The sequence below is a fragment of the Actinokineospora guangxiensis genome, assembly GCF_042657845.1.
GTDB lineage: Bacteria > Actinomycetota > Actinomycetes > Mycobacteriales > Pseudonocardiaceae > Actinokineospora > Actinokineospora guangxiensis.
On the sequence record NZ_JBHSKF010000016.1, the window covers coordinates 128,625 to 144,753 of the forward strand.

Below are 16,129 nucleotides of genomic sequence, written 5' to 3' on the forward strand. Positions count from 1 at the left end.
ATGGAGAACGAAGAGAAGCTGCGGTACTTCCTCAAGCGGGTCACCGCCGATCTCCATCAGACCAAGCAGCGGCTCCAAGAGGTGGAGGCGGGCGGGCGCGAGCCGATCGCGGTCGTCGGCATCGGGTGCAGGCTGCCCGGCGGGGTCGACGGGCCCGAGGGCTACTGGGACCTGCTCGCCGAGGGTCGCGACGCGGTCACCGGCTTCCCCGCCGACCGCGGCTGGGACCTGGGCGCGGTCTACGACCCCGACCCCGAGCACCGCGGCACCTCCTACGTCCGCGAGGGCGGCTTCCTCAGCGGCGCGGGCGATTTCGACCCGGGTCTGTTCGGCATCTCCCCGCGCGAGGCCGCGGTCATGGACCCGCAGCAGCGGCTGATGCTCCAGGTCAGCTGGGAGGCCTTGGAGCGCGCCCAGCTCGACCCGGCCGGCCTGCGCGGCAGCCGGACCGGCGTGTTCACCGGCGCCAACTACCAGGACTACGCCGAGTTCGTCGCCAGGATGCCCTCCGGCGCGGAGGACTACCTGGCCACCGGAACCGCGGGCAGCGTGCTGTCCGGGCGCGTCTCCTACGTGCTCGGCCTGGAGGGCCCGGCGGTCACCATCGACACGGCGTGCTCGGCCTCGCTGGTCGCCCTGCACCTGGCCGCGCAGTCGCTGCGCCGCGGCGAGTGCGACCTGGCGCTGGCGGGCGGCGTCACCGTGATGGCGACGCCGGGGCTGTTCATCGGGTTCAGCCGCCAGCGCGGCCTGGCCGCCGACGGGCGCTGCCGCTCGTTCGCCGCCGCCGCGGAGGGCACCGGCTGGGGCGAGGGCGCGGCCGTGCTCGCGCTGGAGAAGCTGTCCGACGCCCGCCGCAACGGCCACCCCGTGCTGGCCGTGCTGCGCGGCTCGGCCATCAACCAGGACGGCGCGTCCAACGGGATGACCGCGCCCAACGGGCCGTCGCAGGAGCGCGTCATCCGGGCCGCGCTGGCCGACGCCGGGCTGACCGCGTCGGAAGTGGACGCCGTCGAGGCGCACGGCACCGCGACCGTGCTCGGCGACCCGATCGAGGCCGCCGCCCTGCTGGCCACCTACGGCCAGGACCGCGCCGAGCCGCTGTGGCTGGGCTCGGTCAAGTCCAACATCGGCCACACCCAGGCCGCCGCGGGCATCGCCGGTGTGATCAAGATGGTGCTGGCGCTGCAGCGCGGCGTGCTGCCCAGGACGCTGCACGTCGACCGGCCCACCGACGCCGTCGACTGGTCGACGGGCTCGGTGGAGCTGCTGACCGAGGCGCGCCAGTGGCCGGAGACGGGCCGCCCGCGCCGGGCGGGCGTGTCCTCGTTCGGGCTCAGCGGGACCAACGCGCACGTCGTCGTGGAGCAGGCCCCGCCCAGTGACGTCACCGAGGCCGAGGAGGCGTCGGGGGAGTGGACCGCCCCGGCCGTGCCGGTCGTGCTGGCGGGCAAGACCGAGGACGCCCTGCGCGCCCAGGCCGACCGGCTCCTGTCCGCTGTGGACACCGGGAGGCTGCTGGACGTGGCGTACTCGCTGGCCACGACCCGCGCCGCCCTGCCGCACCGCGCCGCGGTCCTCGCCGCCGACGCCGCCGAGCTGCGCGAGGGCCTGGCCGCGGTGCGCGACGGGCTCCCCGGCCCGCGCGTCGGCGTGGCCAAGTCCGGGCACTCGGCGTTCCTGTTCACCGGCCAGGGCGCGCAGCGCCACGGCATGGGCCGCGAGCTGCGGGCCGCGTTCCCGGTGTTCGCCGCCGCCTGGGACGAGGTCGCCGCCGCGCTGGACCCGCTGCTGCCCGTCCCGCTCGACGCCGTCCCGGCCGAGCGCGCGGACGACACCGTCTTCGCCCAGTCCGGGCTGTTCGCCTTCGAGGTGGCGCTGTTCCGGCTGCTGGAGTCCTGGGGTCTGCGCGCGGACTACCTGATGGGCCACTCGGTCGGCGAGATCGCCGCCGCGCACGTCGCGGGTGTGCTGTCGCTGCCGGACGCCTGCGCGCTGGTCGCCGCGCGCGGCACGCTCATGCAGGCGCTGCCCGCAGGCGGGGCGATGCTGGCCGTGGCCGCCACGGAGGCCGATGTCACCGAGTTCGTCACCGCCGACCTGGCCGTCGCCGCGGTCAACGGGCCCTCTGCCGTGGTGCTCTCCGGTGCTGAGCCCGCGGTCACCGCCGCCGAGGCGGTGCTGCGCGAGCGCGGCACGAAGGTCACCCGGCTGCGGGTCAGCCACGCCTTCCACTCCCCGCTGATGGACCCGATGCTCGCCGAGTTCGAGCGCGTGGCCCGCGGCCTGGAGTACCAGCGGCCCCAGATCCCGATCGTCTCCACGCTGACCGGCGCGCCCGCCGACCTCACCGACCCGGCGCACTGGGTCGCCCAGGTGCGCGGCGCGGTCCGCTTCCACGACGGCGTGCGCTGGCTCGCCGACCGCGACGTCACCCGCTTCGCCGAGATCGGCCCCGACGCCGCCCTCACCGGTTTCGTCGCCGAGAGCGCGACGGCCGCCGCGTTCCAGCGCCGCGACCGCGACGAGGCCCGCACGCTGCTCGGCGCGGTCGCCGACCTGCACGTGCGCGGCTGGTCCCCGGACTGGGCCGCGCTGTTCGCCGGGACCGGTGCGCGCACCGTCGACCTGCCCACCTACGCCTTCCAGACCGAGCGGTACTGGATCGACGTGCCGCTGGGCCCCGGCGCGGGCGACCCGTCCGCCCTCGGGCTCACCGCGGCCGACCACCCGCTGCTGGGCGCGGCCCTGTCGCTGGCCGACGGCGACGGCGTCGTGCTCACCGGGCACCTGTCCACCAGGACCGCGCCCTGGCTCGCCGACCACGTGATCATGGGCGCGGTGCTGCTGCCTGGCACCGCCTACGTCGACCTCGCGGTGCGCGCGGGCGACGCGGTGGGCTGCTCGGTCGTTGACGAGCTGACCGTGGCCGCGCCGATGGTGCTGCCCGAGCACGGCGGCGTGCACGTCCAGGTCGTCGTCGGCTCCGCCGACTCCGGCGGTCGCCGCTCGGTGTCGGTGCACTCGCGGCCAGAGGACGCCGAGTCCTGGACCCGCCACGCCGACGGCGTGCTCACCCCCGCGGGCGCGGGCGTGCAGGAGTCGCTGACCGCCTGGCCCCCGCCCGGGGCCGAGCCGGTCGACCTCTCCGGGCACTACGCGGCGCTCGCCGACGCCGGATTCGGCTACGGGCCGTCGTTCCAAGGGCTCACCGCGGCGTGGACGTCGGGGGAGCGGGTCTACGCGGAGGTGGCGCTGCCCGACGGCCACCCCGTCGACGGATACGGCCTGCACCCGGCACTGCTCGACGCCGCGCTGCACGCGATCGCCGTCGGCGGCGGCGCGGGGGACGGCGAGGGCAGGCTGCCGTTCGCCTGGTCCGGCGTCGCGCTGCACGCCGTGGGCGCGACCGCCCTGCGGGTGCGCCTCGACCCGGCCGGGCAGCACGCGGTGTCGCTCGTCGTCGCCGACAGCACCGGGGCGCCGGTCGCCACCGTCGGCTCGCTCGCGCTGCGGCCCGCGTCGGCCGCCGGGCTCTCCTCGGCGAGCCGCGTCGGCCCCGATTCGCTGTACGGGCTGGAATGGGTGCCTGTGCCCGCCGCCCTGGCCCGCCCCGACGGCGCGGGCCACGGCCTGACCGTCGTGGAGTGCCGGACCCCCGGCGGTGACTTCCCCGCCGCGTCCCGCGCCGCGCTCACCGAGGCGCTGGCGCACCTGCACGGCTGGCTGGAGCGGCCCGAGGGCACCCTGGCGTTCGTCACCCGCGCCGCCGCGGCCTTGCCCGGCGAGACCACCGATCCGGTCGCCGCCGCCGTCGCCGGTCTCGTCCGCGCGGCGCAGGCCGAGCACCCCGGCCGCTTCGCCCTGCTCGACCTCGACAGCACGGACAGCACGGACAGCACCGACAGCACCGACAGCACCGACACCGACACGGCTCTCTCGCACCTGGCCGCGATCGGCGAGCCCGCGCTGGCCGTGCGCGGCGGCGTCCCGCACGCCCCTCGACTCGCCCCCATGTCCACTTCGGATAGCGTGGTCGCGCTGGACGGCGGGACCGTGCTGGTCACCGGCGGCACCGGGGGCCTGGGCGCGCTCGTCGCCCGCCACCTCGCCACCGAGCACGGCGTACGCGGCCTGCTGCTGGTCAGCAGGCGCGGGCAGGCCGCCCCCGGAGCCGACGACCTGGCGGCCGACCTGCGCGAGCTGGGCGCGGACGTCGAGATCGCCACCTGCGACGTCGCCGACCCCGCCGCGCTCGCCGCCCTGCTCGACGGCCGCGACCTCGCCGCCGTCGTGCACGCCGCGGGTGTCCTGGACGACACCACGGTCGCCGGGCTGACCCCCGACCGCTTCGACGCCGTCCTGCGCGCCAAGTCCGACGCCGCCTGGGCCCTGCACACCGCGCTGCCCGGCACCCCGCTGATCCTGTTCTCCTCCATCGCGGGCCTCTTCGGCGCCTCCGGCCAGGCCAACTACGCCGCCGCCAACAGCGCTCTGGACGCCATCGCCGCCCACCGCGCCGCCGCGGGCGCGCCCGCGCTGTCCATCGCCTGGGGCACCTGGGCCGACGCGGGCGGCATGACCGGCGGGCTCACCGACGCCGACCTCGACCGCATGGCCCGCACCGGCCTGCCCGCCATCCCGGCCGCGCTCGGCCTTGAGCTGTTCGACGCCGCCCTGACCGCTGCCGCCCCCGTCGCCGCCGCCGTGCGCCTCGACCTGGCCACCCTCGCCGGTGTCGACCCGGTGCCCGCGCTGCTGCGCGGCCTCGTGCGTCCGGCCCGCCGCGTGGTGCGCGCCGACCAGGGCGCTGCCTCGGCACTGGCCGCCCGGCTCGTCGGGCGCACTCCGGCCGAGCGCCGCCGCGCGCTGGTCGACCTGGTCCGCGCGCACGTCACCACCGTGCTCGGCTACGCCTCCGGCGCGCGCATCGGCGCGGACCAGGCGTTCACCGAACTGGGCTTCGACTCGCTGACCGCCGTCGAACTGCGCAACGCCCTCACCGCGGGCACCGGCCTGCGGCTGCCCGCGACCCTGATCTTCGACTACCCGACCATCGACGACCTCGCGGGCCACCTCGCCGAGCAGATCGGCGAGGTGACCGGCGAGGGCGGGACCGGGCAGCGCGTCACCGCCCGCGCCGCCACCGACGACGACCCGGTGGTCATCGTCGGCATGGGCTGCCGCTACCCCGGCGGCATCGCCTCGCCCGGCGACCTCTGGGACCTGGTCGCCGCCGGCGGCGAGGGCATCACCGGGTTTCCCGAGAACCGCGGCTGGGACCTCGCCGCGCTCTACGACCCCGACCCGGACCGCATCGGCACCTCCTACACCCGCGAGGGCGGCTTCCTGCACCGCGCGGGCGACTTCGACCCGGACTTCTTCGGCATCTCCCCGCGCGAGGCGCTGGCGATGGACGCCCAGCAGCGCCTGCTGCTGGAGACCTCGTGGGAGGCCGTGGAGCGCGCGGGCATCGACCCGAGGTCGCTGCGCGGCAGCCAGACCGGCGTGTTCGCGGGCCTGATGTACTACGACTACGCCGCCGACGCGGAGTTCCCCGCCGACGTCGAGGGCTACCTCGGCACCGGCAACGCGGGCAGCGTCCTGTCCGGGCGCGTCGCCTACACGATGGGCCTCGTCGGCCCGGCGATGACGGTGGACACCGCGTGCTCGTCGTCGCTGGTCGCGCTGCACCTGGCTGCCCGCGCGCTGCGGGCGGGGGAGTGCGACCTCGCGCTCGCGGGCGGCGTCACGGTCATGGCCACGCCCGGGGTGTTCGTGGAGTTCTCCCGCCAGCGCGGCCTGGCCGCCGACGGGCGCTGCAAGTCCTTCTCCGACAGCGCCGACGGCGTCGGCTGGTCCGAGGGCGTCGGCGTGCTGGTGCTGGAGCGCCTGTCCGACGCGCTGCGCAACGGGCACGACGTGCTGGCCGTGGTGAAGGGCTCGGCGGTCAACCAGGACGGCGCGTCCAACGGGCTGACCGCCCCCAACGGGCCCTCGCAGCAGCGGGTCATCCGGCAGGCGCTGGCCGACGCTGGGCTGACTACCTCCGATGTGGACGTGGTCGAGGCGCACGGCACCGGCACGACGCTGGGCGACCCGATCGAGGCCCAGGCGCTGCTGGCCACCTACGGCCAGGACCGCGACCGGCCGCTGCTGCTGGGCTCCATCAAGTCCAACCTGGGCCACACGCAGGCCGCCGCCGGCGTGGCCGGTGTGATCAAGATGGTGCACGCCATGCGCCACGGCACCCTCCCGGCCACGCTGCACGTCTCCGAGCCGTCCACCCACGTCGACTGGAGCGCCGGGTCGGTCGCCCTGCTCACCGACGCCGTCACCTGGCCCGAGGCGGGCCGCCCGCGCCGGGCCGGGGTCTCCTCCTTCGGCATCTCCGGCACCAACGCCCACGTCATCCTGGAGCAGCCGCCCGCCTCCGCCGCCATCCAGTCCACTTCGGACCGCCTGGCCGTCTGGCCGGTGTCGGCGAAGTCCGCGCCCGCGCTGCGCGAGCAGGCCGCCCGCCTGCTGGAGGTGGGGACCGACGACCTCGCCGCCATCGGCTTCTCCCTGGCCACCACGCGCGCCGCCCTGGAGCGGCGCGGTGTGGTCGTCGCGGCGGACGCTGAGCGGGCGCGGGCCGCGCTCACCGCCCTCGCCGACGGCGACGAGCACCCCGACCTGGTGCTGGGTGTCGCCGACGGCGCTCCGACGACCGCGTTCCTGTTCGCCGGCCAGGGCGCGCAGCGCGCCGGGATGGGCGACGAGCTGGCCGCCCGGTTCCCGGTCTTCGCCGCCGCCCGCGCCGCCGTGCTCGAGCACTGGGAGCCCGAGCTGCGCGCCGCAGTCGAGTCCGCAGTCGAGTCCGGTGACGGGCTGGAGCGGACCGGGATCGCGCAGCCCGCGCTGTTCGCCTTCGAGGTCGCGCTGTTCCGCCTGGCCGAGTCGTGGGGCCTGCGGCCGGACTTGCTGCTCGGGCACTCCGTCGGCGAGATCGCCGCCGCGCACGTGTCCGGGGTGCTGTCGCTGGCCGACGCGTGCGCGCTGGTCGCCGCGCGCGGACGGCTCATGCAGGCGCTGCCGTCCGGCGGCGCGATGGCCGCGGTGCGCGTCGCCGAGGAGCGGGTGGCCGGGCTGCTCGGGCCCGAGGTCGCCTTGGCGGCGGTGAACGGGCCGGAGTCGGTCGTGCTGTCCGGGGCCGAGGACGCCGTCCGCGCCGTGGTTGACCAGTTGGGCGTGCGGGCGAGTTGGCTGCGGGTCAGCCACGCGTTCCACTCGCCGCTGATGGAGCCGATGCTGGCGGAGTTCGGCGAGGTCGTCGCCGGTCTGGAGTTCGGCGAGGCGGACATCCCGATCGTCTCGACGGTGACCGGCGCGGTCGCCGCGATGGACGACCCGGCGTACTGGGTCGAGCAGGTGCGCGCCACCGTGCGCTTCGCCGACGGCGTCGCCGCCCTGGCCGACCACGGCGTCGGGGCGCTGCTGGAGATCGGGCCGGACGCCTCGCTGTCCGCGCTCGCCCAGGACTGCTTCGCCGGCCCGGTGGTCCCGCTGCTGCGCAAGGACCGCGCCGAGGAGGCCGCCGTCGCCGACGCGCTGGCCCGTGCCCACGCCACCGGTCTGCCCGTCGACTTCGCCGCCTGGTACGGCCCGTCGCGCCGGGTCGAGCTGCCCACCTACGCCTTCCAGCACAGCTGGTTCTGGCCCGGCCGCGCCCGCGCCGCGGCCACCCCCGCCGCCCTGGGCCTGGCCGCCGCCGGGCACCCGCTGCTCGACGGCGTCACCGACGTGCCCGACACCGACGGCCTGCTGTTCACCGGAAGCCTGTCGCTGGGCACGCACCCGTGGCTGGCCGAGCACGCCGTCGCGGGAACCGTCCTGCTGCCCGGCGCCGCGCTGCTCGACCTCGCCCTGCACGCCGCCGACGCCACCGGCCTCGACGGCGTCGGCGAGCTGACCATGCAGGCCCCGCTCGCGCTGCCCGCCGACGGCGCGCTGCACGTGCGGGTCGCGGTCAGCGGCACCGCCCTGTCCGTCTACACGCGACCCGCCGACGCCCCCGACGAGCCGTGGACCCGGCACGCCTCCGGGCAGCTCGGCGCGGCCCCGGTCACGGTTCCCGCCGACACCGCCTGGCCGCCCGGCGACGCCGTCGAGGTCGACACGGCCGACACCTACACCCGCTTCGCCGCCGACGGCTTCGACTACGGCCCGCTGTTCCAGGGCCTGCGGCGCGTCTGGCGCCACGGCGAGGACGTCCTCGTCGAGGCCGCGCTGCCCGACGGCGCCGACCCGGCTGGCTTCGGCCTGCACCCGGCGCTGCTCGACGCCTGCCTGCACGCCACCGCGCTGCTCGCCGAGGGCGGCAACCTGCCCTTCGCCTGGTCCGACGTCACGCTGCACGCGACCGGCGCGACGGCCGTGCGCGCCCGCATCACCCCCACCGGCTCCGGCGCGGTCGCCCTGGCGATCACCACCGCCGACGGTGATCCCGTCGCCACGGTCGGCTCCCTGGTTCTGCGCCCCCTGCCCGCCGGCGCCCGCCGCGCCCCCGTGCACGCCGTCGACTGGACGCCGGTCGCGCTGCCCGCCGCCGACGACACCCCGGTGCTGCGGATCTCCGCCGACCCCGGCGAGGACGTGCCCGCCGCCGTCCGCAGGCTCACCTCCCTCGTGCTGCGAGCGGTGCAGACCGCCGTCGAGGACGACACCCGGCTGGCGGTGGTCACCGAAGGCGCGGTCGCCGCGACCGGCGGCGACACCGTCGGTGACCTCGCCGCCGCCGCCGTCTGGGGCCTGGTGCGCACCGCGCAGTCCGAGCACCCCGGCCGCTTCCTGCTCGTCGACGGCCCGGTCGAGGCCGTCGGCTGGTCCGACGAACCGCAGATCGCCGTCCGCGACGGCAAGGCGTACGCGCCGCGGCTCGCCCGGCTGGCCGCCCCGGACACGGAGGCCGCCGTCACCGGCCCCGTGCTCATCACCGGCGGGACCGGCGGTCTCGGCGCGCTGCTGGCCCGCCACCTGGTCGCCGCGCACGGCGTGCGCGACCTGGTCCTGGTCAGCAGGCGCGGCCACGCGCCCGACCTGGCCGCCGAGCTGGCCGAGGCGGGCGCGCGGGTGGCCGTGGTGGCCGGCGACGTCGCCGACCGCGACACCGTCGCCGCGCTGCTGGCCGAGCACGCCCCGGCCACCGTCGTGCACGCCGCCGGAGTCCTGGACGACGGTGTGCTCGCCGCCCAGACCCCCGAGCGGATCGACGCCGTGCTGCGGCCCAAGGTCGACGCCGCCGCCCACTTCCACGCCCTGGCCCCCGAGGCCACCCTGGTCCTGTTCTCCTCGGCCGCCGGGGTGCTCGGCGCGGCGGGCCAGGCGGGCTACGCCGCCGCCAACGCCTTCCTCGACGCCCTCGCCGCCCACCGCGCCGCCGCGGGCCTGCCCGCGCTGGCGCTGGCGTGGGGCGCGTGGGACGGCGGCATGGCGGGCGCGCTGCCTGCCGCCGACCGGGCCCGCATGGAGCGCATCGGCCTGCCGCCGCTGAGCCCCGAGCAGGGCATCGCCCTCTTCGACACCGCGCTCGCCGCAGGCCGCGCCGCCGTCGTCCCGCTGGGCCTGGACCTCGCCGCCGTGCGCCGCCAGGGCGAGGTGCCGCCGCTGCTGCGCGGGCTGATCCGCGCACCGCGCCGCGCCGCCGCGGACGCCGCGCTCGGCCGCAGGCTCGCCGGGCTCGACCCGGTCGAGCGCGCCGAGGTCGTCGGCGACGTCGTGCGCGGCCAGGTCGCGCTGGTGCTCGGGCACGCGGGCGCCGACCTGGTCGACCCCGCCCGCGCCTTCACCGACCTGGGCTTCGACTCGCTGACCGCCGTCGACCTGCGCAACCGCCTGCAGGCCGCCACCGGTCTGCGGCTGCCCAGCAGCCTGGTGTTCGACCACCCGACCGTCACCGCCCTCGCCCGGCACCTGCTCGACCAGCTCGACGGCACCACCGATGCGCCGGTCACGGCCGTGTCCCGAGCCGTGGCCGACGACCCGGTGGTGATCGTCGGCATGGCCTGCCGCTACCCGGGCGGGGTGTCCTCCCCGGAGGACCTGTGGCGGCTGGTGTCCGACGGCGTGGACGCCGTCAGCGGCTTCCCGACCGACCGCGGCTGGGACCTCGCCGCGCTCACCGGGGACGGCCCCGGCACCTCCATGACCCAGCGCGGCGGGTTCCTGCACGACGCCGCCGAGTTCGACGCCGCGTTCTTCGGCATGAGCCCGCGCGAGGCCGTCGCCACCGACGCCCAGCAGCGGCTGCTGCTGGAGACCTCGTGGGAGGCCGTCGAGCGGGCCGGGATCGACCCGGTGGCGCTGCGCGGCAGCAAGACCGGCGTCTTCGCGGGCGTGATGTACAACGACTACCTCGCCGCGCTCGGCACCGGCGGCGAGCACGAGGGCATGGCGGGCAACGGCAGCGCGGGCAGCGTCGCCACCGGCCGCATCGCCTACACCCTCGGCCTGGAGGGCCCCGCCGTCACCGTCGACACGGCCTGCTCGTCGTCGCTGGTGGCCACGCACCTGGCCGCGCAGGCCCTGCGCTCCGGCGACTGCGACCTGGCACTGGCGGGCGGCGTGACCGTCATGTCGACGCCGGGCACCTTCATCGAGTTCTCCCGCCAGCGCGGCCTGGCCGCCGACGGGCGCTGCAAGTCCTTCTCCGACAGCGCCGACGGCGTCGGCTGGTCCGAAGGCGTCGGCATCCTCGTGCTGGAGCGGCTCTCCGACGCCCGGCGCAACGGGCACGAGGTGCTGGCGGTGCTGCGCGGCTCGGCGGTGAACCAGGACGGCGCGTCGAACGGGCTGACCGCGCCGAACGGGCCGTCGCAGCAGCGCGTCATCCGCGCGGCGCTGGCCTCGGCCGGCCTCGCACCGTCGGATGTGGACGTCGTCGAGGCGCACGGCACCGGCACGACGCTCGGCGACCCGATCGAGGCGCAGGCACTCATCGCCACCTACGGGCAGGACCGCGAGCACCCGCTGCTGCTCGGGTCGGTCAAGTCCAACATCGGGCACACCCAGGCCGCCGCGGGCGTCGCCGGGATCATCAAGGTGGTCGAGGCGCTGCGCCGGGGCGCGGTGCCCGGGTCGCTGCACGTCACCGAGCCCTCCCGGCACGTCGACTGGTCCGAAGGCGCCGTCGAGCTGGTCACCGGGGCGGTGGCGTGGCCGGAGACCGGCCGCGCGCGCCGCGCCGCGGTGTCCTCGTTCGGCATCAGCGGCACCAACGCCCACATCGTGCTGGAGCAGGCGGCGCCGGTCCCCCCGGCTCCGTCGGCCGAGCCCGGGTGGCCGCTGCTGTGGACGCTGTCGGCGCGCGACGCCGACGCGCTGCGCGGGCAGGCCGCGCGCCTGGCCGAGCGCCTCACCCCGGCCGCGCACGCCGACCTCGCGTTCTCCCTTGCCACCACCCGCACCCGCTTCGAGCACCGCGCCGTGCTCGTCGGCGACCCGACCGAGGCGCTGCGCGCCCTCGTCGGCGGCGAGGACGCGCCGGGCCTGGTCACCGCGAGCGCCCGCACCGCGCCCAAGACGGCGTTCCTGTTCGCGGGCCAGGGCAGCCAGCGCGTCGGCATGGGCCGCGAGCTGGCCGCCGTCTCGCCGGTCTTCGCCGCCGCGTTCGCCGAGGTGTGCGCGGCGGTCGACGCCGAGCTGGGCGAGTCCCTTGCCGAGGCGATCGCGACCGACCGCGTGCACTCCACCGACATCACCCAGCCCGCGCTGTTCGCCGTCGAGGTCGCGCTGTTCCGGCTGCTGGAGTCCTGGGGCGTGCGCCCGGACTTCCTGGTCGGGCACTCCGTCGGCGAGATCGCGGCGGCGCACGTGGCCGGGGTGCTGTCCCTGGCCGACGCGGCGAAGCTCGTCGTCGCGCGCGGCGGGCTGATGGCCGCGCTGCCCTCCGGCGGCGCGATGGTCGCCGTCGGCGCGGACCTCGACCGGATCGGCGAGCTGCCGCCCGGTGTCGATGTCGCCGCGGTCAACGGGCCATCGGCCGTCGTGCTGTCCGGGCCGCAGGACGCCGTCCTGCCCGTGGCCGAGCGGCTGGCCGAAGCCGGGCACCGCACCAAGCGGCTCACCGTCAGCCACGCGTTCCACTCCGCGCTGATGGAGCCGATGCTCGCCGAGTTCGGCGCGGTCGCGGCCGGCCTGAGCTACGCCCCCGCGCGCGTGCCGGTCATCTCCACCGTGACCGCCGAGCGCGCCGACCTCGACTCGGCCGACTACTGGGTCGAGCAGGTCCGGGCCACCGTGCGCTTCGCCGACGCCGTGCGCGGCGTCCTCGCCCGCGGCGCCACCGCGCTCATCGAGCTGGGCCCCGACGGCGCGCTCTGCGCCGCCGCGCAGACCACGGCGGGCGAGGCCGCCGAGGCCGTGCCGCTGCTGCGCCGCGACCGCGGCGAGGCCGACACCGCCGCGCTGGCCCTGGCCCGCGCGCACGCGCTCGGCGTCGAGCCCGACTGGGCCGCGCTGCTGCCCGGCGCGAAGCCCACCGCCCTGCCCACCTACGCCTTCACCCGCGGGCGCTACTGGCCCGCGCCCGGCACCCGCGCCGCCGACGTCGCCGCCGCCGGTCTCGACGCGCCCGGCCACCCGCTGCTGGGGGCGGCGATCGACCTGCCCGACGGCGACGGCGTCCTGGTCACCGGCCGGGTCTCCCGCGGCACGCACCCGTGGCTGGCCGACCACACCGTCGCCGGGACCACCCTCGTCCCCGGCGCGGTGCTGCTGGAGCTGGCGCTGCGCGCCGCCGCCGAGGTCGGCTGCGACCGGGTGGACGAGCTGACCCTGGCCGCCCCGGTCGTGCTGCCCGAGACCGGCGCGCTGCGCGTGCGGGTCGTGGTCGGCTCCGGGGACGGACGCCGCCCGGTCACCGTGGCCACGCGCGCCGACGACGAGCCGTGGAGCACCGCGGCCACCGGCTTCGTGTCCACATCGGACACTGCTGTGGGTGTGGTCGAGGTGGCGGAGCGGCCCGAGGACACGATCGCGGTCGAGGAGCTGTACCAGCGCCTCGCCGACGGCGGCTTCGACTACGGGCCCGCCTTCCGCGGCCTGACCGCCGTGTGGCGGGCGGGTGCCGAGGTGCGCGCCGAGGTCCGCGCCGAGGGGACCGGGTTCGGCGCGCACCCCGTGCTGCTGGACAGCGCCCTGCACGCCGTCGCGCTGCTGGAGCGCCCCGGACTCGCGGGCGCGCTGCCGTTCTCCTGGCGCGGCGTCACCCTGCACGCCCCCGGCGCGACCACCGCCCGCGTCCGCCTGGCGGCCACCGGGTCCGACGAGGTCGCGCTGTCCCTCACCGACTCGGCGGGCCAGCCCGTGCTGACCGTCGACGGCCTGACCCTGCGCGCGCCCCGGACCGCTGGGGGAGACCTGCTGCGCCTCGACTGGCTGGGCGTTCCCGCCCCGGCGACCGTGCCGGGCGACGGCGAGTGGGCCGTCTTCGGCGACCCCGACGAGCACCCGGTGCTCAGCATGGCCGCCACCGTCCACCCCGACCTGGACGCGCTGCGCGGCACCGACACCGTCCTCGCGCCGCTGCCGCCGTCCGCCGGGGACCTGCCCGCCGCCGCCCGCGCTGCCGCCGGATGGGCCCTGGACACCCTGACCCGCTGGCTCGCCGGACCCGGCTCCCGCCTCGTCGTCGTCACGCAGGCCGGGGACCTCGGGCACGCCGCCGCCCGCGGCCTCGTGCGCACCGCCGTCACCGAGAACCCCGGCCGCGTCGCCCTCGTGGAGACCGACGGGCGGGTGCTCGACGCGCTCGCCGCCGCCGCGACCGGCGAACCGGAGACGAGCGTGCGCGCGGGCGAGATCCGCGTCCCGCGCCTGGCCAGGGCAAGCGCGCCCACCGGCACCCCGTGGACCGGCACCGTCCTGGTGACCGGCGGGACCGGCGGGCTCGGCGCGGTCGTCGCGGCCCACCTCGTGCGGGCGGGCGTGCCGCGCATCGTGCTGGCCTCCCGCCGCGGCCCGGACGCCCCCGGCGCCGCCGACCTGCTCGCCCTCGGCCCCGCCGTCGAGGTCGTCCGCTGCGCTGTCGAGGACCGCGCCGCCGTCGCCGACCTGCTCTCCGGGATCGACGACCTCACCACCGTCGTGCACGCCGCGGGCGTGCTGGACGACGGCGTCCTCGCCGCGATGACCCCCGAGCGCGTCGACACGGTCCTGCGCCCCAAGGTCGACGCCGCCTGGCACCTGCACGAGCTGGCCCCCGAGGCCGAGCTGGTGCTGTTCTCCTCGGCCGCGGGCGTCTTCGGCGCGCCCGGCCAGGCCAACTACGCCGCCGCCAACGCCGCTCTCGACGCGCTCGCCGAGCACCGCCGCGCGCTCGGCCTGCCCGGCGTGAGCCTGGCCTGGGGCGCGTGGTCGACCGGCATGGCCGCCGACACCGGCATGCCCACGCTCACCGAGGACAACGGCCTCGCCCTGCTGGACGCGGCGCGCGGAGCCGAGGACGCCGTCCTCGTGCCGCTGCACCTCGACATCGCCGCCGTCCGGGCCGCGGGCGAGGTCCCACCGGTCCTGCGCGAGCTGGTCCCGGCCGTGCGCGCCCGCAAGGCCGCGCCGAAGGCGACCGCGCTGCGCCACGACCTCGCCGGGAAGTCCGCGGCCGAGCGCGAGCGGGCGCTGATGGCGCTGGTCCGCTCCTCGGCCGCCGCCGTCCTCGGCCACGCCGACGCCGCGGCCGTCCCCGCCGAGCGCACGTTCGCCGAGCTGGGCTTCGACTCGCTGACCGCGATCGAGCTGCGCAACCGCCTCGACGCGGCCACCGGCCTCGCCCTGCCGCCCACCCTCACCTTCGACCACCCGACTCCGCTCGCCCTGGTCGAGCGCCTGACCGCCGACCTGGTCGGCGGGGCCGACACGCCCGAGGACACCTCCGCGCCCGCCGCGGTGGACGGCGACCCGATCGTCATCGTCGGCATGGCCTGCCGCTACCCGGGCGGGGTCGCCTCGCCCGAGGAGCTGTGGGCGCTGGTCGCCGAGGGCCGCGACGGCATCGGCGCGTTCCCCACCGACCGCGGCTGGGACGTCGCCGCCCTCTACGACCCCGACCGCACCCGGCCCGGCACCTCGGCCACCCGCGAGGGCGGCTTCCTCGCCGGGGCCGCCGAGTTCGACCCGGGCTTCTTCGGCATGAGCCCGCGCGACGCGCTGGCCACCGACGCCCAGCAGCGGCTGCTGCTGGAGGTCAGCTGGGAAGCCGTCGAGCGCACCGGCATCGACCCGCTGTCGCTGCGCGGCAGCAAGACCGGTGTCTTCGCGGGACTGATGTACAGCGACTACGGGCTGCTGGCCCAGGCCGCCGCCGTGGACTCCGACACGCAGGGCAACGGCAGCTCGGGCAGCGTCGCCACCGGCCGCGTCGCCTACACCCTCGGCCTGGAGGGCCCGGCCGTCACCATCGACACCGCGTGCTCGTCGTCGCTGGTCGCCCTGCACTGGGCGGCGCAGGCGCTGCGCGCGGGGGAGTGCGACCTCGCGCTGGCGGGCGGCGTCACGGTGATGGCCACCCCGACCCCGTTCATCGAGTTCAGCAGGCAGGGCGGCCTCGCCCCGGACGGCCGCTGCAAGGCGTTCTCCGACGACGCCGACGGCACCGGCTGGTCCGAGGGCGTCGGCATCCTGGTGCTGGAGCGGCTCTCCGACGCCCGCCGCAACGGCCGCGAGGTGCTGGCCGTGGTCAAGGGCTCGGCGGTCAACCAGGACGGCGCGTCCAACGGGCTGACCGCGCCGAACGGGCCGTCGCAGCAGCGCGTCATCCGCGCCGCGCTGGCCTCCGCCGGCCTCCGTCCATCCGATGTGGACGCCGTGGAGGCGCACGGCACCGGCACCGTCCTCGGCGACCCGATCGAGGCCCAGGCGCTGCTGGCCGCCTACGGGCAGGACCGCGAGCGCCCGCTGGCGCTCGGCACGGTCAAGTCGAACATCGGCCACACCCAGGCCGCGGCGGGCGTCGCGGGCGTCATCAAGATGGTGCAGGCCATGCGGCACGGCGTGCTGCCCGCGACCCTGCATGTCGGCAGCCCGTCCACCCACGTCGACTGGACCGCAGGCGAGGTCGAGCTGCTGACCGAGGCGCGGCCGTGGCCGGAGA

1 protein-coding gene (running past one end of the window) is annotated in these 16,129 nt (G+C 77.3%); it reads left to right on the forward strand.

Going from position 1 to position 16,129, the window contains the following annotated elements; all coding sequences use genetic code 11:
* A protein-coding gene (locus tag ACFPM7_RS25425) for a type I polyketide synthase (RefSeq protein WP_378250293.1) crosses the window boundary here: on the forward strand, nucleotides 1–16,129 show its 5' portion. 12,845 nt of this gene lie beyond the right edge of the window; the window shows 16,129 of its 28,974 coding nt (coding positions 1–16,129); its start codon is at nucleotides 1–3; the stop codon falls past the right edge of the window.